The sequence below is a fragment of the Pseudoalteromonas sp. NZS11 genome, from assembly GCF_015864765.1.
GTDB lineage: Bacteria > Pseudomonadota > Gammaproteobacteria > Enterobacterales > Alteromonadaceae > Pseudoalteromonas > Pseudoalteromonas arctica.
Genome location: NZ_JADYWP010000014.1, coordinates 16,040 through 40,559, shown reverse-complemented (window position 1 = coordinate 40,559; position 24,520 = coordinate 16,040). Strand labels below are relative to the sequence as shown.

Annotated in this window: 25 protein-coding genes and 8 tRNA genes; 14 read left to right on the top strand and 19 right to left on the bottom strand. The window is 40.4% G+C overall.

Going from position 1 to position 24,520, the window contains the following annotated elements; translation table 11 throughout:
- The first annotated feature begins 6 nt into the window (after nt 1-6).
- The 4 genes from cmoB to I6E82_RS18740 all read left to right on the top strand — a co-directional run bounded on the left by cmoB (nt 7) and on the right by I6E82_RS18740 (nt 3,616).
- Nucleotides 7-975 carry a tRNA 5-methoxyuridine(34)/uridine 5-oxyacetic acid(34) synthase CmoB gene (cmoB, locus tag I6E82_RS18755; RefSeq protein ID WP_138488804.1) on the top strand — a complete coding sequence of 323 codons (969 nt, stop codon included), beginning with the start codon at nt 7-9 and terminating at the stop codon, nt 973-975.
- Nucleotides 976-1,165: 190 nt separating this feature from the next.
- Nucleotides 1,166-2,218 carry a phosphoribosylformylglycinamidine cyclo-ligase gene (purM, locus tag I6E82_RS18750; protein WP_002959993.1) on the top strand — a complete coding sequence of 351 codons (1,053 nt, stop codon included), beginning with the start codon at nt 1,166-1,168 and terminating at the stop codon, nt 2,216-2,218.
- Nucleotides 2,218-2,865 carry a phosphoribosylglycinamide formyltransferase gene (purN, locus tag I6E82_RS18745; protein ID WP_007586949.1) on the top strand — a complete coding sequence of 216 codons (648 nt, stop codon included), beginning with the start codon at nt 2,218-2,220 and terminating at the stop codon, nt 2,863-2,865. The genes purM and purN overlap by 1 nt, the downstream gene beginning before the upstream one ends.
- Nucleotides 2,866-2,881: 16 nt before the next feature.
- Nucleotides 2,882-3,616, top strand: coding sequence for a DUF3108 domain-containing protein (locus I6E82_RS18740; RefSeq protein WP_007586948.1), 735 nt, complete (start codon nt 2,882-2,884; stop codon nt 3,614-3,616).
- A 38-nt stretch (nt 3,617-3,654) separates the two neighbouring features.
- On the opposite strand, the gene I6E82_RS18735 is transcribed toward I6E82_RS18740, so the two are convergent.
- A complete protein-coding gene (locus I6E82_RS18735; protein WP_197118471.1) occupies nt 3,655-4,419 on the bottom strand; it encodes a class II glutamine amidotransferase in 765 nt (254 codons plus the stop codon).
- A gap of 387 nt (nt 4,420-4,806) precedes the next feature.
- Here I6E82_RS18735 and fadE point away from each other — a divergent pair, with 387 nt between their 5' ends.
- Entirely contained in the window at nt 4,807-7,263 is a 2,457-nt protein-coding gene (fadE, locus tag I6E82_RS18730) for an acyl-CoA dehydrogenase FadE (RefSeq protein WP_007586946.1), read from the top strand.
- On the opposite strand, the gene I6E82_RS18725 is transcribed toward fadE, so the two are convergent.
- From I6E82_RS18725 to dnaQ, 12 genes are all read right to left on the bottom strand, one after another.
- Nucleotides 7,264-8,379 (bottom strand): DUF6136 family protein, encoded by a 1,116-nt coding sequence (locus I6E82_RS18725; protein WP_197118470.1) that lies wholly within the window; start codon nt 8,377-8,379, stop codon nt 7,264-7,266. It abuts the gene before it with no gap.
- Nucleotides 8,376-8,966 (bottom strand): ABC transporter ATP-binding protein, encoded by a 591-nt coding sequence (locus I6E82_RS18720; RefSeq protein ID WP_197113642.1) that lies wholly within the window; start codon nt 8,964-8,966, stop codon nt 8,376-8,378. Before I6E82_RS18720 ends, I6E82_RS18725 begins: the two co-directional genes overlap by 4 nt.
- Before the next feature lie 602 nt (nt 8,967-9,568).
- A tRNA-Asp gene (locus I6E82_RS18715) sits at nt 9,569-9,645 on the bottom strand.
- A gap of 54 nt (nt 9,646-9,699) precedes the next feature.
- Nucleotides 9,700-9,776 (bottom strand) — tRNA-Asp (locus tag I6E82_RS18710).
- A gap of 37 nt (nt 9,777-9,813) precedes the next feature.
- Nucleotides 9,814-9,890, bottom strand: a tRNA-Asp gene (locus tag I6E82_RS18705).
- Nucleotides 9,891-9,928: 38 nt separating this feature from the next.
- Nucleotides 9,929-10,005 (bottom strand) — tRNA-Asp (locus I6E82_RS18700).
- A 31-nt stretch (nt 10,006-10,036) separates the two neighbouring features.
- A tRNA-Asp gene (locus tag I6E82_RS18695) sits at nt 10,037-10,113 on the bottom strand.
- A gap of 31 nt (nt 10,114-10,144) precedes the next feature.
- Nucleotides 10,145-10,221, bottom strand: a tRNA-Asp gene (locus I6E82_RS18690).
- A gap of 41 nt (nt 10,222-10,262) precedes the next feature.
- Nucleotides 10,263-10,339 (bottom strand) — tRNA-Asp (locus I6E82_RS18685).
- Nucleotides 10,340-10,366: 27 nt separating this feature from the next.
- Nucleotides 10,367-10,443 (bottom strand) — tRNA-Asp (locus tag I6E82_RS18680).
- A 97-nt stretch (nt 10,444-10,540) separates the two neighbouring features.
- Nucleotides 10,541-11,911, bottom strand: a complete 1,371-nt coding sequence (locus I6E82_RS18675) for a TIGR03503 family protein (RefSeq protein WP_197113453.1) — start codon at nt 11,909-11,911, stop codon at nt 10,541-10,543.
- Nucleotides 11,912-11,920: 9 nt separating this feature from the next.
- A complete protein-coding gene (gene dnaQ / locus I6E82_RS18670) occupies nt 11,921-12,634 on the bottom strand; it encodes a DNA polymerase III subunit epsilon (protein WP_007586004.1) in 714 nt (237 codons plus the stop codon).
- Between the two features lie 68 nt (nt 12,635-12,702).
- On the opposite strand from dnaQ, the gene rnhA reads away from it, so the two are divergent.
- Complete coding sequence (gene rnhA / locus I6E82_RS18665) at nt 12,703-13,167, top strand: ribonuclease HI (protein WP_007378210.1); 465 nt, start codon at nt 12,703-12,705, stop codon at nt 13,165-13,167.
- 162 nt (nt 13,168-13,329) lie between these two features.
- On the opposite strand, the gene I6E82_RS18660 is transcribed toward rnhA, so the two are convergent.
- Complete coding sequence (locus I6E82_RS18660) at nt 13,330-14,115, bottom strand: class I SAM-dependent methyltransferase (RefSeq protein ID WP_101217180.1); 786 nt, start codon at nt 14,113-14,115, stop codon at nt 13,330-13,332.
- Between the two features lie 53 nt (nt 14,116-14,168).
- Between I6E82_RS18660 and gloB the strand changes: the two genes are divergently transcribed.
- Complete coding sequence (gene gloB, locus I6E82_RS18655; RefSeq protein WP_101217181.1) at nt 14,169-14,942, top strand: hydroxyacylglutathione hydrolase; 774 nt, start codon at nt 14,169-14,171, stop codon at nt 14,940-14,942.
- A gap of 155 nt (nt 14,943-15,097) precedes the next feature.
- Entirely contained in the window at nt 15,098-16,678 is a 1,581-nt protein-coding gene (locus tag I6E82_RS18650; protein WP_007586008.1) for a LysM peptidoglycan-binding domain-containing protein, read from the top strand.
- A 64-nt stretch (nt 16,679-16,742) separates the two neighbouring features.
- Here I6E82_RS18650 and I6E82_RS18645 read toward each other — a convergent pair whose 3' ends face one another.
- Genes I6E82_RS18645 through I6E82_RS18635 form a run of 3 tightly spaced genes read right to left on the bottom strand, consistent with a single transcriptional unit; the run spans nt 16,743 to nt 18,269 of the window.
- A complete protein-coding gene (locus tag I6E82_RS18645) occupies nt 16,743-17,192 on the bottom strand; it encodes a flavodoxin (protein WP_002963026.1) in 450 nt (149 codons plus the stop codon).
- Nucleotides 17,192-17,956, bottom strand: a complete 765-nt coding sequence (gene truC / locus I6E82_RS18640; protein ID WP_024593675.1) for a tRNA pseudouridine(65) synthase TruC — start codon at nt 17,954-17,956, stop codon at nt 17,192-17,194. Before truC ends, I6E82_RS18645 begins: the two co-directional genes overlap by 1 nt.
- Nucleotides 17,949-18,269, bottom strand: a complete 321-nt coding sequence (locus tag I6E82_RS18635) for a YqcC family protein (RefSeq protein ID WP_197118469.1) — start codon at nt 18,267-18,269, stop codon at nt 17,949-17,951. The genes truC and I6E82_RS18635 overlap by 8 nt, the downstream gene beginning before the upstream one ends.
- A 104-nt stretch (nt 18,270-18,373) precedes the next feature.
- Here I6E82_RS18635 and I6E82_RS18630 point away from each other — a divergent pair, with 104 nt between their 5' ends.
- Both I6E82_RS18630 and I6E82_RS18625 read left to right on the top strand, forming a co-directional pair.
- On the top strand, nt 18,374-19,402 hold the full coding sequence (locus tag I6E82_RS18630; protein ID WP_197113463.1) for a DUF3549 family protein: 1,029 nt from the start codon (nt 18,374-18,376) through the stop codon (nt 19,400-19,402).
- Complete coding sequence (locus I6E82_RS18625; protein WP_165735684.1) at nt 19,403-19,702, top strand: DUF3301 domain-containing protein; 300 nt, start codon at nt 19,403-19,405, stop codon at nt 19,700-19,702.
- A gap of 851 nt (nt 19,703-20,553) precedes the next feature.
- On the opposite strand, the gene I6E82_RS18620 is transcribed toward I6E82_RS18625, so the two are convergent.
- Nucleotides 20,554-21,207, bottom strand: coding sequence for a GNAT family N-acetyltransferase (locus I6E82_RS18620; protein ID WP_008169301.1), 654 nt, complete (start codon nt 21,205-21,207; stop codon nt 20,554-20,556).
- A 153-nt stretch (nt 21,208-21,360) separates the two neighbouring features.
- On the opposite strand from I6E82_RS18620, the gene I6E82_RS18615 reads away from it, so the two are divergent.
- The 3 genes from I6E82_RS18615 (at nt 21,361) to I6E82_RS18605 (ending at nt 22,747) form a co-directional block, all read left to right on the top strand.
- Entirely contained in the window at nt 21,361-21,597 is a 237-nt protein-coding gene (locus tag I6E82_RS18615; RefSeq protein ID WP_002958240.1) for a DUF2789 domain-containing protein, read from the top strand.
- A gap of 96 nt (nt 21,598-21,693) precedes the next feature.
- A complete protein-coding gene (locus I6E82_RS18610; protein ID WP_197118468.1) occupies nt 21,694-21,960 on the top strand; it encodes a hypothetical protein in 267 nt (88 codons plus the stop codon).
- A 13-nt stretch (nt 21,961-21,973) separates the two neighbouring features.
- Nucleotides 21,974-22,747 carry a Zn-ribbon-containing protein gene (locus tag I6E82_RS18605; protein WP_002958242.1) on the top strand — a complete coding sequence of 258 codons (774 nt, stop codon included), beginning with the start codon at nt 21,974-21,976 and terminating at the stop codon, nt 22,745-22,747.
- A 63-nt stretch (nt 22,748-22,810) separates the two neighbouring features.
- On the opposite strand, the gene syd is transcribed toward I6E82_RS18605, so the two are convergent.
- Nucleotides 22,811-23,350: a SecY-interacting protein gene (gene syd, locus I6E82_RS18600; protein WP_024593671.1), complete on the bottom strand. Its 540-nt coding sequence runs from the start codon at nt 23,348-23,350 to the stop codon at nt 22,811-22,813.
- A gap of 59 nt (nt 23,351-23,409) precedes the next feature.
- Between syd and queF the strand changes: the two genes are divergently transcribed.
- On the top strand, nt 23,410-24,255 hold the full coding sequence (gene queF / locus I6E82_RS18595; protein ID WP_024590784.1) for an NADPH-dependent 7-cyano-7-deazaguanine reductase QueF: 846 nt from the start codon (nt 23,410-23,412) through the stop codon (nt 24,253-24,255).
- The last annotated feature ends 265 nt before the right edge of the window (nt 24,256-24,520 follow it).

The window sequence follows — 24,520 nt, the reverse complement described above, 5'->3', positions numbered from 1 at the left end:
TCATCCATGTCTCAATGGTTTAACCAATTTTACGCATCTATCGCACAAAGCCCACTTAGTCACTGGCTAGAAACCCTTCCTGCACAATTAAAACATTGGCAAAACGAGGCTAGCCACGGTGATTTACCTAAATGGCAAAAAGTACTTAAAAACTTGCCAGAGGTGGCGACTTCGCACGTTGATATTTCTACTAAGGTAGAAATTGGTGCACCAGGGGAGATGAGTGATGGCGAGCAAAAGCAAGCCATGCATTTATTAAAACGCATGATGCCATGGCGCAAAGGCCCATTTAGTGTGCACGGAATTGAAATAGACACAGAGTGGCGCAGTGATTGGAAGTGGGACCGCCTGCTTCCTCATATTGAGCCATTAAAAGGTCGCACTGTTTTAGATATTGGTTGTGGCTCAGGTTATCATTTATGGCGTATGCGTGGTGAAGGCGCAGAGTTTGTAGTGGGTATTGATCCGTCTGATTTATTTTTATGTCAGTTTCAGGCAATTAAACACTACAACCCAGACGAAAATGTGCATTTACTGCCACTAGGTGTTGAAGCATTACCGGAACTTAAAGCGTTTGATACAGTTTTTTCGATGGGCGTACTTTATCATCGTCGCTCACCTATCGACTTTTTAGCACAGTTAAAAGCCCAGCTTCGCCCAGGCGGCGAACTCGTACTTGAAACGCTAGTAATTGAAGGTGATGAAAACACAGTATTAGTCCCTACCGACCGCTACGCTAAAATGCGCAACGTTTGGTTTATTCCAAGTACTGCAGCATTAAAACTCTGGATGGAACGCGTTGGCTTTAAAGATGTGCAAATAAAAGATTGCGCTATTACCACGCTTGAAGAGCAACGCAAAACCGATTGGATGGAAAACGAATCGTTAATCGACTTTTTAGATCCAAACGATACAAGTAAAACAATTGAAGGCTACCCCGCTCCACTTCGAGCCATATTAACCGCAAAAGCATAGCTGTTAATTTAACGCCTTTAATACTAAAAAAACGCCTACGGGCGTTTTTTTGTTTATTTAAACAACAGACAGCGGACAAGTGTCCTTGTTAATTATTTCAAAATTACATTTGAGCTAGCCGCGACCTTGCAATTGTTGTAAAATACGCGCGTTTCTAAGCAACCCAAAACAACTATTTTGAGGAAAACCTGTGAGCGAACAAAAACAGTCTCTAAGCTATAAAGACGCGGGCGTAGATATCGACGCTGGTAATGCACTTGTTGAGCGTATTAAAGGCGTAGTTAAAAAAACTCGTCGTCCTGAAGTAATGGGCGGAATTGGTGGTTTTGGCGCACTTTGCGAAATTCCTGAAGGCTACAAGCAACCAGTATTAGTTGCAGGTACAGATGGCGTTGGTACTAAACTACGTTTAGCAATCGACTTAAAAAAACACGATACGGTTGGTATTGATTTAGTTGCAATGTGTGTAAACGACTTAATTGTTCAAGGTGCTGAACCCCTGTTTTTTCTAGATTACTATGCAACTGGTAAACTAGATGTAGACACAGCAGCTGACGTAGTTACAGGTATTGGCAAAGGTTGTGAAATTTCAGGTTGTGCCCTAATTGGTGGCGAAACAGCTGAGATGCCAGGTATGTATGATGGTGAAGACTACGACATGGCAGGCTTTTGTACAGGCGTTGTAGAAAAATCTAAAATTATTGATGGCACAAAAGTAGCTGCAGGCGATCAGCTTATTGCACTTGCATCAAGTGGTCCTCATTCAAATGGCTTCTCTTTAATTCGTAAAGTACTTGAAGTGTCAAAAGCTGATACCAGCGCTGACTTTGAAGGTAAAACTTTAGGCGAAACTTTACTTGAGCCTACTCGTATTTACGTAAAACCTTTACTTGAGTTATTCAAAAACGTTGACGTACATGCGCTTTCGCATATTACTGGCGGCGGTTTTTGGGAAAACATTCCACGCGTATTACCCGCTTCAGCAAAAGCTGTAGTTAAAGGTGATAGCTGGCAGTGGCCACCTATTTTTAACTGGTTACAAGAAAACGGTAATATTACTACACACGAAATGTACCGTACATTTAACTGTGGTGTAGGTATGGTTTTAGTAGTTCCTGCAGACAAACTTGAGCAAAGCTTAACAATGCTAAAAGACTTGGGCGAAAATGCATGGCACCTTGGTGAAATTCAAGATGCAGCAGCTGGCGAAGAGCAAGTTGAAATTGTAGGTGGTGCTAAGTAATGGCACCGACTCGTCTGGTAGTTTTAATCTCAGGTAGTGGCTCTAATTTACAAGCCATCATAGATGCCTGCGAACGTGGCGAGATAAACGGACATATAGCGGCTGTTATTAGTAACAAAGCAGACGCTTATGGCCTAGAGCGTGCAAAAAAAGCAGGTATTGCTACAAAAGTGCTCAGTCATAAAGATTTTGACTCGCGCGAAGCGTACGATGCGCAATTAATGAACGTTATCGACTCTTTTATGCCAAATCTAGTTGTATTAGCTGGGTTTATGCGTATTCTTACTCCTGGCTTAGTGCAAAAATATGTTGGAAAAATGTTGAACATTCATCCATCTTTGTTGCCTAAGTATCAGGGGCTGAATACCCACCAAAGAGCAATTGATGCAAAAGACGATGTTCATGGCGTAAGTGTTCACTTTGTTACTGAAGAATTAGACGGCGGTCCCGTTATTCTTCAGGCGCAAATACCTGTACTCAAGGATGATACAGCAGAAACATTAGCAAAACGCGTGCATGAGCAAGAGCATATAATTTATCCTTTGGTGGTCAAGTGGTTCAGTGAACACAGACTTACTATGGAAGCAGATTATGCAGTTCTTGACAAAAAACAACTTCCTGCACACGGCGCGCACTACTCACAATAAAAAAATAAGTGCCCTGTTGTTATGTGCGGGCGCTTTACTTCCAACTAGCCTAATTGCAGGCGAATTGACCCAATATCAAGCTAACTACGATATTTTACGCAAAGGTAAAAATCATGGTGAAGCTGTTCGTGAGCTCAAAAAAATGGGCGACGATACTTATGAACTAACATACCACAGCAATATTGAGTGGATGATTTTCTCTGATTCTCGTGAAGAAACATCAAAGTTTACCTTTAAAGATGGCAAGGTTACCCCGCATCATTACAATATGATCCGCACCGGTACAGGCCCAGATAAAGATTATAAAATTGATTTTGATACAACAAACAAAGTAGTGACTAGCAGCGCTAGCGAATACCCACTTAAATGCGAATGGACTGATGAATTTCAGGATGCTATTTCATACCAAGTGCAAGTGCGCGAAGGATTGAAAAAAGGCGAAACGAGCTTTTCATTCCCGCTTATAGACAAAAAAGGTAACCGCCGCGACTACAACTTTGAAGTTGTTGAAAAAGAGATGATCTCCCTACCTATCGGTAATGTAGAAGCCATTAAAGTAAAACGTTTATACGATAACGATAAACGCCAAGCAATTGCATGGTTTGCGCCAGAAATGGATTACATGCTGGTACGTATGTGGAAAGGCGAAAAAGGTATGGAGCAGTTTGAAGTTCAAATGAATTCATTTACTGTTACTGCACCTACAGCTGTTGCGCCTGCAACAGCACAACAACCTCAAGAAGCTAACTAAATTTAATTAAACTAAAGTTAATATTTAAAATAGGTGGGCTAAATTAGCTCACCCATTTTAAACAATGCAAATTCCCCCGGCTCCATTTTTTGCCAACGCTCATCATTCGTCAAAGGCCTTGTAGCTATAACTGTTACTACATCGTTTGGTGTAGTCTCTTGTTGAAAATCAACCACCATGTCGGCATCAATCAACGTTGCTTTACCAAATGGCGCACGGCGCGTTATGTAATGTAAGTTATTAGTGCAATACGCTAAAACAAACACCCCATCGGTCAATAACATATTAAACACCCCTTTTTCTCGCAGAGTATGCGAAAGCTTAGCGGCGTATCTAAAAACCGACGCCATATTACTTGGACGCTTTGGGTATTTTTCACGAATTTTATCAAGTAACCAACAAAAAGCGAGTTCGCTATCGGTGTTACCTACTGGGCGATAGTACTGCGGTTTTAAATCATGATAATTAGATAGCTGCCCGTTATGAGCGTATGTGATTTCACGCCCCCATAACTCTCGCGTAAAAGGATGAGTATTTTCAAGGCATACTCTCCCGCGGTTACCTTGGCGAATATGGCTAATAACCGAGACACTTTTAATGGGGTATGCTTTAACTAGCTTTGCAATTTCAGATTGATAACTCGGCTGCGGATCTTTAAAGGTTCTACAGCCTTTACCTTCGTAAAATGTAATACCCCAACCATCTTTATGTGGTCCCGTGTTTCCGCCACGCTCTAAAAGGCCTGAAAAACTAAAACAAATATCGGTAGGCACATTGGCTGACATGCCAAGTAATTCACACATTAATAAAATAACCCTTAAAAACCATACATTAAAATAAATAGCGTTATATTTGTGTATTAAGCGTACACTAATTTGCAGCCCGCTATAACGGCTATAACGGCTATAACGGCTATAACGGCTATAACGGCTATAACGGCTATAACGGCTATAACGGCTATACTTACTTAAAAAGTGTCATTTTGCTATTAGATTTATTTATTTTTACGTTAACACTACTTACGGTTAATGCTTTGACTATACGATAGTTATTGTGCGTTCCTCTGTCGGGTAATTAAATATCGTATTTAAGTTACTTTCTACTACAATTTAACATCGTTATGTACTTGAAAATTACTGTTACTAGCGCTACTCTAAGTGAGGTGGTCTGACCTCTATTAAGGAATAAAAATGACACTCATATTTACACTGGTTCTAATCGCGTTGCTTTGCACTGCGGTTTACCACAGAGCAAGTTGGAACACAGCACTTGGTGTTTCGGCTATAACTTTATTAATTGGCACCTTTGCAGGTGCTTTTGGTTTAATTAGCTGGTTGATCTTTTTGATCATCGCGGTTCCTCTTTCTGTTACTGGCCTTCGTCAGCAATATATCATCAAGCCTATTTTTGCTACGTTTAAAAAAGTAACGCCAAGCATGTCTGATACTGAAAAATCAGCTATTGATGCCGGTACGACGTGGTGGGAAGCTGACTTATTTTGCGGTAACCCAGATTGGAAAAAACTTCACCAATACCCAGTTCCTAAACTTACTATTGAAGAGCAAGCCTTTGTTGATGGCCCTGTTGAAGTAGTATGTAGCATGTTGGACGATTGGGAAGCAACGCACGAACTAACCGACCTTCCTCAAGATGTATGGCAATATCTAAAAGATAATAAATTCTTTGCCATGATCATCAAAAAAGAATACGGCGGTTTAGAGTTTTCTGCATTTGCACAATCATGTGTACTTCAAAAACTAACAAGTAAATCAACATTACTTTCGTCAATTGTTGGTGTACCGAACTCTTTAGGCCCAGGTGAATTATTACAACACTATGGTACAAAAGAGCAAAAAGATCATTACTTACCGCGCCTAGCGAGCGGTCAAGAAATTCCATGTTTTGCGTTAACTTCGCCAGAAGCGGGTTCTGATGCAAGCTCAATTCCAGACTACGGTGTGGTATGTAAAGGGCAATGGAATGGTGAAGAGGTTGTGGGTGTTAGTTTAACGTGGAATAAGCGTTACATTACACTTGCCCCAGTGGCTACCGTGCTTGGACTTGCGTTTAAATTACAAGATCCAGACGGCCTAATTGGCGATAATAAAGAGCCAGGCATCACCTGTGCACTTATTCCAACGGATACTCCTGGAGTTGAAATTGGTCGTCGACATTTCCCGCTTAACGTACCATTTCAAAATGGTCCTACTCGCGGTAAAGACATTTTCGTACCACTTGATTATATTATTGGTGGTCCAGATATGGCTGGTCAAGGCTGGCGCATGTTGGTTGAATGTTTATCGGTTGGTCGTGCAATTACATTGCCGTCAAACTCTGCCGGTGGCATTAAAATGATTGCTATTGCGACAGGTGCTTATAGCCGCATTCGTCGTCAGTTCCGTTTACCTATAGGTAAAATGGAAGGTGTTGAAGAGTCACTAGCTAAATTAGCTGGTTACGCTTACAGCTCTGATGCTGCGGTTAGCATGTCTACGGGTGCGGTTGATTTAGGCGAAAAGCCATCGGTTGTTTCTGCCATTATTAAATACCACCTGACAGAGCAAATGCGTGATGCAACTATTCATGCAATGGATGTACTTGGCGGTAAGGGCATCATGCTTGGGCCAAATAACTATTTAGGTCGTGGCTATCAAGGTGCACCTATTGCCATTACCGTTGAAGGTGCAAACATCTTGACCCGTAATATGATTATTTATGGTCAAGGTGCTATTCGCTGTCATCCATTTGTACTTACCGAGCTAGGTGCGTGCGAAATTGAAGACCGAGAAGAAGCGCTTAACGTATTTGATAAAGCGCTAATGGGTCACATTGGTTTTACTATGTCGAACCTTGTACGTACTAAGTGGCTTGCTCTTACCGGCGCTCGTTTTACAAGTGTGCCTTACAACGACGAAACCGCTGAGTTTTACCGTATAGCGTCACGCTTTAGTGCATCACTTGCTCTTATGTCAGACATTAGCATGGCAGTATTTGGTGGTTCACTAAAACGTAAAGAACGTATTTCAGCACGTTTAGGTGACTTACTTAGTTACTTATACTTAGTGTCTGCAACGCTTAAGCGTTACAACGATGAAGGCCGTAAAAAAGAAGATTTTGCTCTAGTAAAATGGAGTTGCCAAGATCACCTTTACCATTGCCAACGTGCACTTGCTGATTTAATTAATAACATGCCTTCGGCTCCACTACGTGCCGTGTTAAAAGTATTGTTATTCCCGTTTGGTCGCCCGGTTCGTAAACCAACTGACCAACTTGAGCATAAACTTGCGCAACTACTACAAGTACCTAGTGAAACGCGTAACCGTTTAGCAAGCTATGTATACTTAACAAATGAGCCGCTTAACCTTGTAGGTCGTCAAGAGCAAACGCTTAAAGACGTACTTGCTGTTGAGCCATTATTTGACCGTGTATGCAAAGAAAAAGGTCTTAAACTGCCATTCTTCCAGCTTGATAAAGTAGCGCAAATGGGGCTTGAAGCAGGCATATTAAGCCAAGCAGAGGCTGATAAACTAGCTGCTGTTGAGCAATCTCGTTTAGATGTTATTAACGTTGATGACTTCGACCCTGCTGACTTACTTGCAGGCAAAGCCGCGCGTAATAGCGTTAAAAAAGAAGCTGATGCAGCTTAACTAATTTAGTAAAGCAAGCAGCCCAGCTGTAAAAAAAATCCAAACCAGCGCATAATGCGCTGGTTTTTTTTGTGCAAAATAAACCTGCAACAAACACCACGGTAAACCTAAACTCAACAAAATAATGTTTAATCTCTCAAACGTAATGCTGTAAGTTACGAAGATCGCTAAAAACAACAGCATACTAGGTATAAACTGGCTAATATAAAACGTCCGTGCTTTTTGGCATGTATTAAAAAATAAGCGATATTGTGCATAAACTTTAGCGCAATCAAATTGTAATGAGCTGCAAAATAATACAATAAAAGCCATCGCCACAGCATCAAGTATATTAACGAGATCAGCACGCTCAGCAGCTAACGTAGTCGAGGCCATAAACACACATAAAAGTAACGACATACGCCATACCAGTGTCCAGCTGTGATTTATAAAGTAGCAAAACCAAAAACCAAACAGTGACCGAACACTAACACGCCCATTTATATTAACTCTAGGTATAAGCAAGCTAATGCTAAAGATGATTGAAAAAACAATATGATAAATAAGCGGCGGTATGTTGATGGGAGTGAATAAAAAAAGGCCGCTTAACATAAAACCATAAACTAGTGCGCTAGGTTTGTATAAACACACAATGCCTAATCCTAACTGAATAAACATAAATACTATAAAATGCGGCACCTTTAACCACTGTTCAAAGGTAAGATCAAGCGCTATCAACAAACTAGCGATAAGCCAGCCATTGCTGATAAATAACAATTTAATATCGGCAAGGTGAAGCCAGCTAGAGTGAGCGATCGTAAGTTGAAACAGCCGTTGGTTACTATTTTTAATCGCCAGTTTCATTGCGCTTATCATCACGCTTTGCAATAACAAGTAAAATAGTGCCATTTGCGCGCCATATAAAGGCGTATCTGCACTATCTATAATTTTCCCTAAGCCTAAAAAAAGCAATAATACAAAACCAAGAGCGGATGATCCCAACACCACTAAAAATAACAAACCAAAGTTTTTTAGCTGTTGAAGCAATTGCTTAAGCTCAAACGTGTACGCTAAATACCGGTAACCTATAAACGCGAGATACTGATTAAGTTTGCTTTTTATGCTTATGATACTCATAGCGAGACACACTTAAAACCATGCTCAATAAACACAGCGGGCTCATGGCAAGTAATGATAATTTGCCCATTGGGTTTGTCAGCCAAATAAGCATCGAGTTGGTTTAAAAGAGTGTGAATACTGGTTTGATCGAGCGCAGCACTTGGCTCATCTAATAATAAATAAGGTGATTTACGCATTAATGCTAAAATTAGCTGGCATTTTTTTTGATTGCCCGACGACAGTGCTTCGAATCGCGTATTTAAAAATGCATTAAAGTTAAACCCGTTAACCAGCGAATGGGGCCAATCGCAACCTAATGTGTTAACAGATAAATCAATAATTTGATTTGCAGTTAAAAAATCTGGTAACGCAATACGGTCACTGGCAATTGCTACGGTTTTTGTTGGAGTGTTCAATCGGCTACCAGCAAATAAAAGTGAACCACTTTGCGGCTTTTCAAGTCCTGCTAGCATCATCAGTAATGTCGTTTTTCCTTGGCCGTTAGGCGCTTCAATACACCCCTTTTGATCTGAAAAAACTTTGTTGTAATCCTTAAAAACAACATTGCCTGAAAATTGCTTATTTAAGCTTATGACTTCAATCATAAAATATCCCTCTAAACTGACTATTCATTATAAGAATTCTGTTATGAGAAACAACTAATACCAATTCGCTTAATTAAGTGATCTATTTTGAGGATGGAGAAACGTGTTGATAGCTAGGCAAAAAATTCGCTATTTAGTTTTTCTCGGCAATTGCTCCTACATTGCTCTACCTTCTGCATCCATGCAGTCGTAAATGAGAATTTTTTAACACAGGTAGCGACACGTTTAGCCCCGCAAAATGATTAAGTATTATTGCGGATTGGTATAATGATTGGAGTGGTGCTGTAGCTCACACTGCATACCACCCATGAAAAAATTAAGGTGGTTAAAATCGCTGAAATAGCTTCTGGCACGAGTAAATACTTTAACTAGCCGTTATAGCCGATAAGAGCTAATTACGTCATGTGTGACACCATGGGGCAATTTAAGACTAGAGCGGTATTCAGTGCTAAGTGTTTAACTATTCATGGAGATAGAAGAAGATGAATATTTAGGAATAAGAGGAATATTAAAAAGTCGATTTTTTAGCTGATAGCCAAAGAATGTTTTACTAAATTATTTAATCAAGGATTTTATAAACTTGTTATTGAGGAAATAACAAGTGGCGGAGTGGACGGGACTCGAACCCGCGACCCCCGGCGTGACAGGCCGGTATTCTAACCAACTGAACTACCACTCCGCAGTGGTATGTGCATGGGGTAATGCACTTACTAATTTTAATCATGATATCAAATGGCGGAGTGGACGGGACTCGAACCCGCGACCCCCGGCGTGACAGGCCGGTATTCTAACCAACTGAACTACCACTCCGCAGAGATATCATTATACTTGTTATTACTTAATTTGTTGGCGGAGTGGACGGGACTCGAACCCGCGACCCCCGGCGTGACAGGCCGGTATTCTAACCAACTGAACTACCACTCCAGCATACAAATTTTGTAATATAACATTGTTTAAATAGTTGGCGGAGTGGACGGGACTCGAACCCGCGACCCCCGGCGTGACAGGCCGGTATTCTAACCAACTGAACTACCACTCCAGCGCATATTTAAACTGTTATTTTTTCTTATTGGCGGAGTGGACGGGACTCGAACCCGCGACCCCCGGCGTGACAGGCCGGTATTCTAACCAACTGAACTACCACTCCAGCGCATATTTAAACTGTTATTTTTTCTTATTGGCGGAGTGGACGGGACTCGAACCCGCGACCCCCGGCGTGACAGGCCGGTATTCTAACCAACTGAACTACCACTCCATAATAAGAATATGTTTTACAACCATACGTTGTGTAAGTGTTGGCGGAGTGGACGGGACTCGAACCCGCGACCCCCGGCGTGACAGGCCGGTATTCTAACCAACTGAACTACCACTCCAGCTTTTACTTACAAGTTTTACGAAAATGGCGGAGTGGACGGGACTCGAACCCGCGACCCCCGGCGTGACAGGCCGGTATTCTAACCAACTGAACTACCACTCCATATTTCCGTTGCTGTTTAGGTCTCCCTGACAGCGGCGTGAATAATACGAACCAACCCCTATTTCGTCAAGGGCTTTTTTGTTTTTTTATAGGTTTTTTAGTCATCTGTCATCGAAAGGTTTAAAATTTCACCTGATCTGTCATTTTTTGAGCCATTTTTACCGACTTGATTTTTTTCTGTGTCGGCAACATCACCTTCACTTGTTTTCTTTTTCTTTAAAAAAGGCAGCTTCACTTTAAATTTAATCGGTTTTTTCTGAACAAATATACGAATTAACAACCAACCGAGTAATAAAATGAGCGTATTGCAGCCTACAATTAAACTAATAATTGTAGATGTGGCCATTTTTTCTTCAACAGGCTCACTCTCAATCATTTTATCTGGCGTAATAATCGTTGCCGGATCAATTTCGGGCACCGCTTCTATGGGTCGTTCTATCTCAAATTTATACGTTGGTAGCGTTGCCATAAATTCACGACCATTAATATTAGTGCCAAAAACAGACAGTTCAACACTATATCTACCCCAATCATAATTTTTAACACTAAGTTGTCGTGAGTCTTTAGCAGCAGCATCTATGGTAAACATTTGCTCTTCGTTATTGGGATAGTAGATTTTTCCCTGGATGATGACTGTTTCGGGCTTAACAATACTTGGGTCTATATTTATAGTTAACAGATGCTCGTCTGTGTCTTGCTCTGCTAACGCGACTTCGGTTACAAAAGGTGGCTCGTGCACTTCTATTGTATTTTGCACAATGCGACGCTGCAGCAGAGGTGTTGCCACGTAAAGCTCTGGTGTCCATTCACCCGCAGGAAAATCTAAAGTAAACTCGCCAGTAAACACACCATCTTTAGGGCGCTCATCAAATCCACGTCCATCGTCTTTAAATTCCGCTACTTCTTGAATGCCTGCGCCAAAGTTAGCAAAGTTTTCATTGTTGGTACTTACAAAGTCAACATTAAGGCTAACAACATCTCTAAATAGGTTTGTGTTAATTGGCTCACCGTCATTTAGTATTTTTCCGGTGATTTTTATTGTCTCCCCCCTAAACAACATTGAAGGAAGAGGCTCTGCTTCAAGAGATATCTCGCCTAATACAACTATTCTGCTGTCGGGTAAAATACTGCCTATTACTTGCCAAGGACCTGCCATAGGTTTTTTTATGGTTACTAAATCGTAGCTGAGTTCATCAAACCAATCTAAGTTAGGGTTTTTAACTGAGTCAGTAGCAAAGTACTTACTGCCATCGGGCCTCACTAAAATAACAGCAGGTGCACCTGATTTTCTAAAAAAAAGCAGTGTTATTTCATCTATTTTGCTATCTATGCGAAAACGATTATCAAGTAAAGGGATCTCATTTTGATGCCCATCGCGCTTGAGCACTTCTACTTGTTTTACGCCATATGCATTGCTAGTAAATAAACTAGCGGCACATAACGCTGTTACAAAATACATCGTTTTCATTAAATCGCCTTATTCAGCGCGCCATATGCACTGGCCGCCTTCTTTGTTTACAAGATCTAATCGTGCTTCGTGTGCGCTTTGCTCAGCGTCGCTTGCTCGTAATACAACTAATGGGGCTCTATCACTATTTAAACGCTTTATACCGCCCTTCTGTTGCTCGCTGCCGTCATCTTTATTTTGATTCAAATTTAGCTTTGTTTGACCACCCGTCATGGCAAGGTACACATCGGCTAAAATCTCAGAATCCAGTAGCGCGCCGTGAAGCGTTCGTTTACCGTTATCTACATCGTAACGACGACATAATGCATCAAGGTTGTTCTTTTGACCTGGATGCAAATCACGCGCCATTTTAAGCGTGTCGAGAACTTGACAAAAAGTATCTGTTTTAGGGTAGCCCTGATTAAGCAGCGCAAATTCGTTATCCATATGACCAACATCGAACGGGGCGTTATGAATAACTAACTCTGCCCCTTCAATATAGTCGAAAAACTCTTGGGCAATTTGATGAAACAACGGTTTATCACGTAAAAATTCGTTAGTGATACCGTGAACGTCGATTGCTTCTTCTTCGCTTGGGCGTTGTGGGTTTATATAAACGTGAAAGTTATTGCCTGTTAAGCGGCGATTTACTAACTCCACACACCCAATTTCTATAATACGGTGCCCTTGTTTAGGGTCTATGCCGGTGGTTTCTGTATCTAAAACTATTTGTCTACGTGCCATATCGAATTTAGCCTGATTCTGGTATCTTTCTATAATCACTTTATTGTACATAAGATCAAGGTAAAACAGTGCAAAAAACCGTAGAGATTTACACCGATGGCTCATGTTTAGGTAATCCAGGCCCCGGCGGTTATGGTATTTTTATGATTTATAACGGCCACGAAAAAGAAATGAGCCAAGGTTATAAACTCACAACGAATAACCGAATGGAAATGCTCGCGGCTATTGTAGCCCTAGAATCACTCACTCGAGAATGCGAAGTAAATCTAACAACCGATAGCCAATATGTTAAGCAAGGTATTGAATCGTGGATCACTAACTGGAAAAAACGTGGCTGGTTAACATCAGCTAAAAAGCCGGTTAAAAACGTCGATTTATGGAAACGCCTAGATAAAGCCTGTAGCGAGCACAATGTAACCTGGAAATGGGTTAAAGGGCATAGCGGCCATAAGTACAACGAAATAGTTGACGATTTAGCGCGCGATGCCGCTGGCAGTAAAGATTTACTAGAAGATGTAGGCTACCAGCCTTAATTTATTCAAAGCTAGTTGTTATACCAATTTTATTAAAAACATGTTCATTCTATCGCATTAAATAACTCACTAACTGCGTTAAAAATTATTCATATAGAACAACTATATGTCACAATTTTCGCCTTGTTAATGTGCTATTTTCTTAGCGCTATAATAGATCACTTATTTAATGCAATTGGTATTATTTTCTTGCTCGCACGATTTAAAGTGTTGCTTTGACGTTTGTCTAAGCCCTGCCCCTTTTACTGGCGCAAACTGCGGCCTTGCATGCCACTTAGGTTTTATTGGCGTAAGTGGCGCAACTCTTTTTCGTGCCACCAGCATATAAACACTGCCCATCGGTTTTAAATACTGTTTTGCAAAAGTCCGCCAAAACTCAAACCTTGATAGCCTATTACCTCTTGCCAGTGATGAATAAATAAAACGTTCGTCACTTACAATTTCAAAACCAAGTAAGTTTAGCCAATCTTTAACCCTCGCAGGTGTAAAAAAGCGCCCCGTCCATGGTAATTTCTGACCACTAAAAGGCAGCATTTGTGCAAGTCCGCACAAACTAAACGGATTAAATCCCGTAATTACTATATAGCCGCCCGGAATAAGTGTGCGATGTGCTTCTCGTAAAATGTGATGTGGGTCTGAATGATACTCTAAGCAGTGACTTAGTATGCATGCATCAATACTGTGCTCGTAAAATGGCAGTTCATCTATGTCAGCAACTACCCCAGTGTAAGGCCCAGGCTCTGCAACACACACTTGGTGTTTAATCGTACTTATACTTGTATTTAATTCGCCACTTAAATTACCTAGCTTAAGCATATGATAGCCAAACATACGCGGCAGCCATTGCTCCATTTTGCGTTCAATATCTTTGCGCAAATAATCCCCATGAGGAAACTGTTGCCACGACAGTGGTTTGGGTCCTTCTTGAAAACTAAGGGCTGGTTTCATTTTTTGAGCTCGTTATACTATGCGGTAAGTGTCACTTTATAGAGCAATTTACCATGGTGCAAGTCAAAGCAATTAAAGCCTTTTCTGATAATTACATTTGGTGTTTAACTACCGATAATAGTAACCAAGCATGGGTAGTCGATCCAGGCCAAGCACAGAGCGTATTAGCGTATCTAGCTGAGCACAAACTAACGCTTGGTGGTATTTTAATTACGCATCATCACTACGACCACACTGATGGCGTAGCTGCATTAGTTGACGCCTATCCAGATATATCGGTTTATGGCCCCGCAAATAGTCCATTTAAAGGCGTCACTCACGCACTCACTGATGGTCAAAGCATCAGTGTGCTTAATATTAACTTTAATATTTTGGCAACTCCTGGGCACACGCTTGATCATATTTGCTATACAAATGATGAACTTGCTTTTACAGGCGATACATTGTTTAGCGGTGGATGTGGGCGCTTATTTGAAGGCACACCAAAGCAAATGTGGGAATCGTTTAATAAACTAAGAGAGCTGCCTGCAAGCTGCAGTGTGTATTGCACGCACGAATACACGCAAGCTAATCTTGCCTTTGCCAAAGCGGTTGAACCACGTAACCCAGAACTCCTTGCGTACAGTAAAAAAGTAGATGAATTACGCAGTAATAACCAAATCTCCCTACCCACTTCTATTGGACAGGAGCTAAAAATAAATCCATTTATGCGTAGCGATTTGCCAACCATTACAGAGTTAGTGCCAGAAAAATTCATCTCGGTTACAAAAAACAATGAACCTTGGGGAAACTTTGCTAGTCTGAGACAGTTCAAAGACAATTTTTAATGCACAAACTAATACTTTAATATTTATTTTATTAGAATCATTAACTTAAGATATAGTGATGATTCTATTTCTGCGTTTTAAAAAGTCATTAAGTGGCAATGTTAACTCATAACAGGTAGTATTCGCCGAGTTTTTTACCCGATGTATTGGTATTTATGAATAAATCTCCCCTATTAGTAGCCTTGGCGTTAGCGCTAAGTGGTTGTCAAACTGTGACAACTCTAGACTCAGACTCTCAAGTCGCCACGCAAGCAAACCAACAACTCGAAGGCGCAAGTCCTAACGACATTAACAATGCATTGATGGTAAACGCACAATATCAGCAAGTTGACCCTGATGAGCAAGAAGCTCCCGTGTTTGATGATGTATGGGAGCGAATTCGCTACCAACTTTCTATCGAAATACCGCAAAACCGCCCTGTTGTTACTGAACGTAATTATTACGCTCGCCACCAAGCCTATTTAGATCGTATTTCTAAACGTGCAGAACCTTACTTACACTTTATCGTTGAAGAAGTAGAAAAGCGCGAAATGCCAATCGAAATTGCACTACTGCCTATTGTAGAAAGTGCATTTGACCCGTTTGGTTATTCTAATCGCAGCGCATCGGGCATTTGGCAGTTTATGCCTGCAACCGGTGAGCGATTCGATTTAAAACAAAACTGGTGGTACGACGGTCGTCGCGACATCGTGCAGTCGACTCGCGCAGCACTTGACTACTTATCGTATTTACATAAAACACTTGAAGGCGATTGGCTAAATGCAATTGCTGCTTACAACTCAGGTGAAGGGCGTTTAATGCGCGCGATTAAAAAGAATCGTAAAAAGCATTTACCTACCGATTTTTGGTCTCTTGATTTACCTAGCGAAACAACAGCCTACGTACCAAAGTTATTAGCACTTGCCGATTTATTAAAACGCTCAGATGATTTTAACGTTACATGGCAACCAGTAATTAATGCACAAGTGGTTGAAGTGGTTGATGTTGGCTCGCAAATAGATTTAGCGCTTGCTGCTGATATGGCTGATATGACGCTTACTGAGCTATACAGATTAAACCCTGGTTTTAACCGCTGGGCAACTGATCCTAATGGCCCTCACTCTTTATTATTGCCTGTTGATAAAGCAGAGGAATTTAGCCAAAAATTAGCAAACACTGATGTTAAAAACAGATTACGCTGGCAGCGTTATATTGTGGCTCGAGGCGACAGCTTATCGGTAATTGCCAAAAAGTTTACAACAAGCTCAAGTGCAATCCGATCGCTTAATAAACTCAAATCAAATACGATTAAAGTAGGCCAAGAGTTACTAGTCCCGCTTACTGATGGCGCTATAAATAGCGAGCATTTACCAAAGCAGATGCGTTTAGCTGCTAATAAAGCAACTCGCACAAAGCTTTCGCACACAGTTAAAAGTGGCGACACGTTATGGGATATTAGCCGCGAATATGACGTAACTATGGATGAGTTGGCTAAATGGAATAAACTAAAGAAAAACTCTGTATTGCGCCTAAATCAAAAACTAACTGTGTATAAGTCAGCTAATAAACCACAAGCAACGGCAAGCACCAACCGTACTATTACATACAAAGTACGCCGAGGTGATTCTCTTGCACGTATTGCGTCTAAGTTTAATCTAAGCGTTAACGAAATTATTAAGTGGAATAATTTAGCAGGTCAAAAATACTTACAACCTGGCCAAAAGCTAAAACTTAAAGTAGATGTCAGAAGTAGTTAATTTATAAAGTTACAAAAGTAAAAAGGAGCGCATGCGCTCCTTTTTAATACCTTAAAGTTAAGGATTAAGCAGGTAGTTTTTCTAGCCATACTTTTAACCAAGGCTCGGCTACCGGCCATGGTTCAAAATCTTCACATGCATCTATTTCTAGGCGGTTGCCCACAGGCTTTGCTTGTAAATCGCGTAGTAGCTCGTCAAAGCTTCGCCCTGCGCCACAAAATGTATCGCCGTAACATCTGTCACCCATTGCAATTACACCAAACGGTTTATCGGTAAGCATTGGGAAAGTGCTATTCATTGCAAAGTATAACCCTGCCAAATTACTCGGTACATCACCTTGGCCTGTTGTGGAGGTAACAATTAGAATATGCGATGCATTTTTTATATCATCAAGTGATGCTTCAGTAATTACTGTTGCAGTATGACCCGCTTGCTCTATTGTGGCTGCAACTTCATCGCTTAAACGCTCTGCACCGCCATTAACGCTGCCTACAAAAATACTAATATGTGCCATTAATAATCCTTTTCTTGCTCTGGCCAACCTAGCTGCTTACATATTTCAAGCATGTCTTCACCTAGTGGCGCTTTAATTGTTATTGATTCATTACTATAAGGGTGCACAAAACTAAGCTCTGTTGCAAATAACATTAAGCGTCTTAGCTCAAAATGCTCCCTAAAAAATTGATTATGCTGGTTATCACCGTGATTTACATCACCAATAATAGGCAGTGATAAGTGCTTTAAGTGTCTGCGAATTTGATGCTTGCGCCCTGTTTTTGGAAAACACTCAACCAACGAGTAACGCACTGTTGGGTACTTACCAATAGGAATAGGCAATGCAACTTGGTGCAAGCAATTAAACTGGGTTTGCGCTTCTTGCGGTGCTTTATCTTGATCTGCAAACTTATCGGCTATTTTATCAAGTTCTTCTTTAAGCGGTTTATCTAGAAATACTGACTCTGGCGCAAAGCCGCGCACTAAGGCTAAATAGCGTTTAGCAATAGTACCTTCAATAAATAGCTGGTTCATATCGCGAGCAGCTTCAGAGCTCAGTGCAAACAGCAATACGCCCGACGTAGGTCTATCGAGCCTATGTACTGGAAATACATGTTGCCCTAGCTGGTCGCGCAACATTTGCATAGCAAACTGGGTTTCGTGTTTATCTAAAAACGAGCGATGCACTAATAAACCTGAAGGCTTATTTATAGCCACATAGTTTTCATCTTGATACAAAATAGTCAGCTCGCCATATTCAATAGGCGCTGGACGCTCACTCATTTGGTTCTCCTAAAAAGGTATCAAGGGCTGTTAGTAATTCAATTATTTCATCGCTCCCCGCTTTATTCACAAGTGTCATTTGCGCCATAGGGGCAATAGCAAAGTTACGTGGCAGTGGTTGCTTGTGCGTTATTAATAGCTGTATTTTATCAATAAATACAAATTGTAACCACTGCTCAAACGCCATTGTATCGTGACAAAAAGGAGTATTTGAAAGCAGTGCATCAGCGTCTATTGGCTCACTTTGCCAAAGCGCGTGTTTTTGTAAAAGTGCCGTTAGCTGCACTAAATAAGTTTGGGTTTGCTGGTACATAACCACCCTCTTTTATATATGTAATGCAATTATACCCTGTTCCCTCATAGGCGGCTATGACGTATAATTAATGTAATTTTGCAGTAAAAACAGTTGAGAAAACAATGAGTGATCAAATAGCTACATTAGGTCAGCTTTTAGATGGTGCGGGTACTCAGTGGCGTGCTTTTGATATTGGCAGGCACATTACTAAGCTTGATAAAAAACAATTTTTAGCTATTGAACAAGCTCAAGTGCCTTACCCTTATCCTCTTGCTGGTCATGCTTGGCTCGCTATTCAATTTTGGGATACTAAAGCCAGTAAAGAACCTTATGTATGGTTTTTAAAGTTTCCACTTGATGAGCAAAGTATGCTTGTAAGTGCTAGTCGCGATCACTTTGCTGATATGGTTATTCAAGCGCTAGGCACTGAAATTACAGGTGAGCAAGCCGATGGAAAACTTGATAATAACCCTTATGTTTTTACACCAAACGCAAATAAATTAGCGGCATTTAACGCCCAAGTAAAAGTACTATTAAAACAGCCTGCGTCGCAATATTACGAGCATGCACAACTATACTTTAGCGGTAAAATTGGTTTTGATAATTGGCAAGGTGTTGCACTGCAGGGTATTGCCGATTTTGCACTACGCTTAGACAGCGATACAAACTTAAATAATTTGCAAAAAGCATGGGCGCATTTACCTATTGAAGTACTGCAACCACTCAGTGCCATGCTTGAACACGTTGAAATACCAACATCAATGAGTGAGTTACTTGTTGATTACACACAGACCGCAATTAGTAATAACGATACATTAGCTATAACCGCAGCACTAAGATCTGCATCGAAAGGTCAAGCTCAAGGGTTATGCGCTCAATTAGTTGATACTGTACTAAGCTCGCCGGTAAGGCACGACTCTGACGTGTTACTAACAATAGCTGGGCGGTGTTTTAAGCAATTAGAGAACCCTGAACGCTTACATGTATTTATGGATAATTGCGCACATCATCAAAAAATTGAAGAATTGTTTCCAAGTATTTTTGCTGACTTAGTTGCAATACCGACTATTCGCCCGCATTTATTAGGCTTATTACGTAAAGAAAATCGTAGCGAAACCCTCGCGCGTGCAATTGGAAGGTTATTCTCTTAAATGGCAAGTTTATGGACGTTCATACTTATTGGTAGTGTAATTTACTTATTTTGGCTTAACCGAAAGGTTGCTGAAGCGGCGAACGTTCATGCTAAACGTCAAAGTGAGCAATTGCAGGTGCAGTTGATGAGTGTTGCATGCACAAAACGCCGCTTTGGTTTTTTAAAGAACGGCAAGCCAGGCATCAAAAGTGAATTTGTATTTGAATTTTCAAGCGATGGTGAAAATGCTTATCAAGGTGTGTTAATTATGGAAAATGAGTTTTTGAAAAGTGTGGTTGTTCCACCGCATAAAATATAAAACTGAATATACTTTAAGAGTACTTGTCTTAAGTTGATAAACTTAATTCAACACAAAAAACTAAGGCGTAACTAAAGTTACGCCCCAATTGGACTGCATCCTGCTAGATATCCATTATCTTAAATCCGTATTATCATCCCCTGAACGAGTAAACAACCTTGTTTACCCTCACATTGCATCCTGCAATATCCATAGCCACCTTGGCAAACCCACGAAATCTATCGTTTGGCTACATACTGTAGCATCATCCCTGGTAATCCTTTTAAGTAGCTCCTGCCACTTTTTGCATTCTGCAATATCCATAGCCATCTTGGCAAACCCACGAAATCTATCGTTTAGCTACATCCCGTAGCATCATCCCTGGTAATCCTTTAAAGTAGCTCCTGCCACTTTTGCATCCTGCAATGTCCACTTGCCATCTTGGCCGTCCTACGTAAACTAACGCTCCTGCTACTTCCTGTAGCGTCATCCGTGATTATCCTAAAGTAACTCCTAGCTACTAAGTGCTTCATGCACTTCCTTATTCTTCCTTGTATCCGTTTTAGCTTGTCCTTTATGCTTCCTGCTAGCGTCCGCTATGTTGCCTATTCCGTATCCTTGGCAGTAACTCAATCATTGAGCTATGTCGTCTTGACAAAGAGAAGTTTAAAGCAATCAGGGGGGAGAAATAGGACTGGACATTAAATAAATAAACGTCACAAAAATGAAAAATAAAAATAAACTTTAAATAACAATAACTTGAATGAAAAAAGGCTACTTATTAATAGCCTTTAACTGACAATGCTCACGATAATGTGAGATATATCTCACGGCCTTATGTCCGTTTGGGCGCATTGGCTTACATCATAATTTTAAATAGTTGGCTCAATTATTGATTTAAACAGTAACTCGCCCTCTACTTGGTTAAAAGTAAGGTGTTTAAATGCTTCAAACTTTTCGGTTTTAAAAAATTCAGTGTGTTCTTTACGCGTTACAAATACAGCCATCCCCGTTGACTCAGCGTTACATTTAACTAAATCATCAAGCCCTCGTAGTAAGTAACGACCAAACCCTTGCCCATGAAAATGTGGATCTACGGCAATAAAAGCTAAAAAGTAGTAATTGCCTTTCTCTTTAAGGGCATCTCTAATTGTTTGTTCTTTATCTATTAATTGATTTGTTTGTAAGTAGCCCGCACTCAGCATTAATTTTAAACGCCAGTGCCAATAACGCTGCGCTTGTAATTGGCTATTAGATTCAAATACACACGCTACTGCTTTTAATTTATCGTTGCGGTATAAACCAATTAATGGCTGCTTTTCTTGCCAAAAACTACTGAGCTCTTCGCGAATTAATGATCGTAATTTTTTTTCGTATACTGATTTATTTTCGTCATTGTAGCTAAGCATGTTTTGTAATACAGGATCGTCATGATAAGCCTGATAAATTAGGCTTGCTGCAGTGCTAATATCTTCTGCGGCTAAATACTGTACGCTGAACGTATCAGCTGGCGTGGTTACACTCATTGCATTTCCTTTATTATTTTAGCTGTAGACTGTTTAACTTTATACCTAACTATATACCTAAAATTATTAACCGTAAATTCAGCGAGAGTTTAACTAGCTAGGAGTAGAGTTAATCCTTAGAATAAGTTTTCATTCGTTTAAAGGAGCAATATCATGGATACGACTAAACACGACATCAATACACTATTTGCACAGCTTGGATTACCTAATTCTGATGAACAAATAGATGCATTTATTGCCTCACATGAATTAGAAGACACAACACTACTCCAAGAAGCTTCTTTTTGGGATGAGGCACAACAGCACTTTTTAGCTGAATCGCTTGCACAAGACGGTGATTGGAGTGAAGTAATTGACGAGTTAGATGTACGCATTCGTCAAAGTAAGTAATTTTATTTAATGTACCCTCCCTTATTTATTGCTAACATAGCATCTGCGCAGCATTTATATGCTGCGTATTTATTTTATTAAAGAGTTATATATCTAATGAATTCAGTTGTATTTGATGCAATCAAAGCCCTTCTCGATGAAGGCAAAATCCCTACTGTAGCACTAACTAAAAGCCGTTTGGCACAACCGGTTCCAATGCCGATGATTATTGCAGCAGTAAGCCAATATAAAAACAATCCTGATTCAATTAATAACTTCATGAGAAACCCACAGCAGTCAGATAATACTGAGCTTAAAACAAGTCAATTAGATAGAATTGAGCAAAAACTCGATAAACTTCTTGCACTGCTAGAACAAAAATAATTTGAGACTATAAATGTTCGTTGTTGATTTAACTTTTGATTGCTACCAAGACACCACCCTAGAACAAGCCGAACAAGCAATAAATCGCTTAGTAAATGCATTGCGTTTTAATGGTCAAATAATGGGGGAAGAATTTCCAACCGTTTTAAAAGATGGATTTTTTATTACCCGTGTAATGTGCCCTACTGAAGATGCAATGCACCCGCTAAATAACAGCCCGTTTGTTAAGCACAGTATCGAAAAGTTACATAGTGCGGGGCTACTTGCGCCAAAAGTAAAAGTGATTGGGCAAGATATTCACTCCAACGGCGCTGATTGCTGTAAAGAGCCATCAAGTTATATTTTATACACAACCTATGTGCATACGTGTAGCCCGCTTTATTGTGGTGATGACTTTTTGCCTGTGCCGCTATTTCGTATTCCGGCAATTGCTAATGGTGACTATAAAACACTTATAAAATGGCAAGAAGATTGGCAAGCCTGCGATCAAATTCAAATTAATGGCGCAACCCGTTGTGAGTTTCCGGCACTTGAAGAAATATCGAGTATCCAAAGCGACTTATACAGACGCGGAAAAGACATAACAAAGCGAATTAGTTTTTTAACTAAAAAGCCAACCTATTATTATTTATACCGTGTAGGCGGCGTAGATAAAGCGTCTGAACTTGAACGAAAATGCCCTAGCTGCAATGGCGATTGGAAATTACCTGAATCGTGGTTTGGGTTATTCGACTTTAGGTGTGAGCCGTGTGGCTTAGTGTCTAATATATCGTGGGATTTTCAGTAACAACTTTAGTGAGCGCTTATAATCAGCTTAGTGATGACGCTAAGCTGATTTATTAAACACGTTTTAAACCTCTAATGCCTTTAAAAAAGCATTAATGTTAGGTGCAAGTACATGGTGTGTTTTTTTGCCTACGTGCTCTAAACATACTTCACCAGTGTGCACCAATACACTCACTAGCAAATCATCTTGATCTGTTAAACCAATAAATACCGTTTCTGGCTGCTTGAGCTTGCGTTTCATTAAAACGTGACCCGTTATATTTTGCTGTAACAAATTAAAATCTTCTTCGTTCCATGCTTGTAGTAATTCAACCTGATGCCCATCAATAACTGCTGAAATGCTTCCACCGTACATATGCCCATATAGCTCGCTAAGCTCTTTTGGGAAATCAAGCTCAAGTGCGCTGGCTAAATCATTAAGCGAACCTGCAGGTTGCTGACGCGCCCCCTGCCATTGAATGTTACCTTGCTCGTCAACCTCGCCAACTTCACACGGGCTTGGCCATTGCTCGTCGTGCACAATAAGTGGGTACTTTGCGGTATTTTTCAGGGTATTTTCGCTAAATGTTTGATGAAGTTGTTCTATAAGCAATGCAACAGACATACTGTGAAACTCATTTAAATTAGATATAATGTCCCTATTGTAACTATTTAAGAGCAAACATGACAGATTACAGCAATTCTCCAGACCTTAAAGGTAGCGTATTAGGCCAATCTACTGAGTATGTAGATGTGTACACGCCAAGCTTGCTTTTCCCTATTGCGCGCAAACTAAATCGTGATGCTTTAAATATTGACGAAGCAGAGCTTCCATTTAAAGGCCAAGACATTTGGACAGGTTACGAGCTTTCATGGCTAAACAATAAAGGTAAACCGCAAGTTGCCGTAGCCTTATTTACCTTTGAATGCCAAAGCAGCCATATTATTGAGTCAAAGTCGTTTAAACTTTATTTAAATAGCTTTAACCAAACCCGATTTGAAAGCATTGATGTAGTAAAACAGCACTTAATTGATGACTTATCAAACGCGGTTAACAGCCCTGTCAAAGTGACTTTATATAATCCTGATGATTACAATTGCTTACCGTGTACAGCGCTGCCAGGTGAATGTATTGATGACTTAGATATTGAGATTAATAATTACGATATTGATGCTAATTCACTTAAAGCAAAAAGTGATAACGTAGTAACAGAAACGCTCTATAGCCATTTACTTAAATCAAACTGTTTAATTACCTCCCAGCCTGACTGGGCAAGTGTGATCATACGATACACAGGCGAGCAAATATGTCGCGAATCGTTACTGCGTTATTTAATTTCGTTCAGAACACATAACGAATTTCATGAGCAGTGTGTTGAGCGTATTTATAGCGATTTAACAACACAACTTAATATTAAAGAGTTAGAGGTTTACGCGCGTTATACTCGTCGCGGTGGGCTTGATATAAACCCGTATCGCTCTACGCATTATAACGACACGCCATTTGCAGTTAAAATTAATCGTCAGTAGTTTATTTTAAATTGGAATATTAGGGTCTGTTGACCTTTCAAGGTTAAATTTGCAGCAGTCTGTTTGGTATTTAGGCAAGGCAGAGCCTAAGTAGTGTGGTTGTTCCCCATAAATAGGCGATAACGTAGCATTAATGCCAAACAGGAGTTGCCCAAAGGGTTCTGCCTAGGGGCTATTCACTCTTTGTTGCTCGGTTTTTACTTAGCCCACTAGGTTACAAACCTCGCGCCGCGATTAAATAGCCCCTAGATTGAACAAATTTTAA

Bases quoted from the DNA above. Each gene is read 5' to 3' on its own strand.
- gloB (WP_101217181.1), top strand. From the start codon at position 14,169: ATGGTGCAAGTCAAAGCAATTAAAGCCTTTTCTGATAATTACATTTGG.
- cmoB (WP_138488804.1), top strand. From the start codon at position 7: ATGTCTCAATGGTTTAACCAATTTTACGCATCTATCGCACAAAGCCCA.
- truC (WP_024593675.1), bottom strand. From the start codon at position 17,956: ATGAGTGAGCGTCCAGCGCCTATTGAATATGGCGAGCTGACTATTTTG.
- queF (WP_024590784.1), top strand. From the start codon at position 23,410: ATGACAGATTACAGCAATTCTCCAGACCTTAAAGGTAGCGTATTAGGC.
- I6E82_RS18605 (WP_002958242.1), top strand. From the start codon at position 21,974: ATGTTCGTTGTTGATTTAACTTTTGATTGCTACCAAGACACCACCCTA.
- I6E82_RS18735 (WP_197118471.1), bottom strand. From the start codon at position 4,419: ATGTGTGAATTACTTGGCATGTCAGCCAATGTGCCTACCGATATTTGT.
- I6E82_RS18660 (WP_101217180.1), bottom strand. From the start codon at position 14,115: ATGAAACCAGCCCTTAGTTTTCAAGAAGGACCCAAACCACTGTCGTGG.
- I6E82_RS18645 (WP_002963026.1), bottom strand. From the start codon at position 17,192: ATGGCACATATTAGTATTTTTGTAGGCAGCGTTAATGGCGGTGCAGAG.
- fadE (WP_007586946.1), top strand. From the start codon at position 4,807: ATGACACTCATATTTACACTGGTTCTAATCGCGTTGCTTTGCACTGCG.
- dnaQ (WP_007586004.1), bottom strand. From the start codon at position 12,634: ATGGCACGTAGACAAATAGTTTTAGATACAGAAACCACCGGCATAGAC.
- I6E82_RS18720 (WP_197113642.1), bottom strand. From the start codon at position 8,966: ATGATTGAAGTCATAAGCTTAAATAAGCAATTTTCAGGCAATGTTGTT.
- I6E82_RS18675 (WP_197113453.1), bottom strand. From the start codon at position 11,911: ATGAAAACGATGTATTTTGTAACAGCGTTATGTGCCGCTAGTTTATTT.
- I6E82_RS18635 (WP_197118469.1), bottom strand. From the start codon at position 18,269: ATGTACCAGCAAACCCAAACTTATTTAGTGCAGCTAACGGCACTTTTA.
- I6E82_RS18725 (WP_197118470.1), bottom strand. From the start codon at position 8,379: ATGAGTATCATAAGCATAAAAAGCAAACTTAATCAGTATCTCGCGTTT.
- purN (WP_007586949.1), top strand. From the start codon at position 2,218: ATGGCACCGACTCGTCTGGTAGTTTTAATCTCAGGTAGTGGCTCTAAT.
- I6E82_RS18625 (WP_165735684.1), top strand. From the start codon at position 19,403: ATGGCAAGTTTATGGACGTTCATACTTATTGGTAGTGTAATTTACTTA.
- I6E82_RS18615 (WP_002958240.1), top strand. From the start codon at position 21,361: ATGGATACGACTAAACACGACATCAATACACTATTTGCACAGCTTGGA.
- I6E82_RS18610 (WP_197118468.1), top strand. From the start codon at position 21,694: ATGAATTCAGTTGTATTTGATGCAATCAAAGCCCTTCTCGATGAAGGC.
- I6E82_RS18650 (WP_007586008.1), top strand. From the start codon at position 15,098: ATGAATAAATCTCCCCTATTAGTAGCCTTGGCGTTAGCGCTAAGTGGT.
- I6E82_RS18630 (WP_197113463.1), top strand. From the start codon at position 18,374: ATGAGTGATCAAATAGCTACATTAGGTCAGCTTTTAGATGGTGCGGGT.
- syd (WP_024593671.1), bottom strand. From the start codon at position 23,350: ATGTCTGTTGCATTGCTTATAGAACAACTTCATCAAACATTTAGCGAA.
- I6E82_RS18620 (WP_008169301.1), bottom strand. From the start codon at position 21,207: ATGAGTGTAACCACGCCAGCTGATACGTTCAGCGTACAGTATTTAGCC.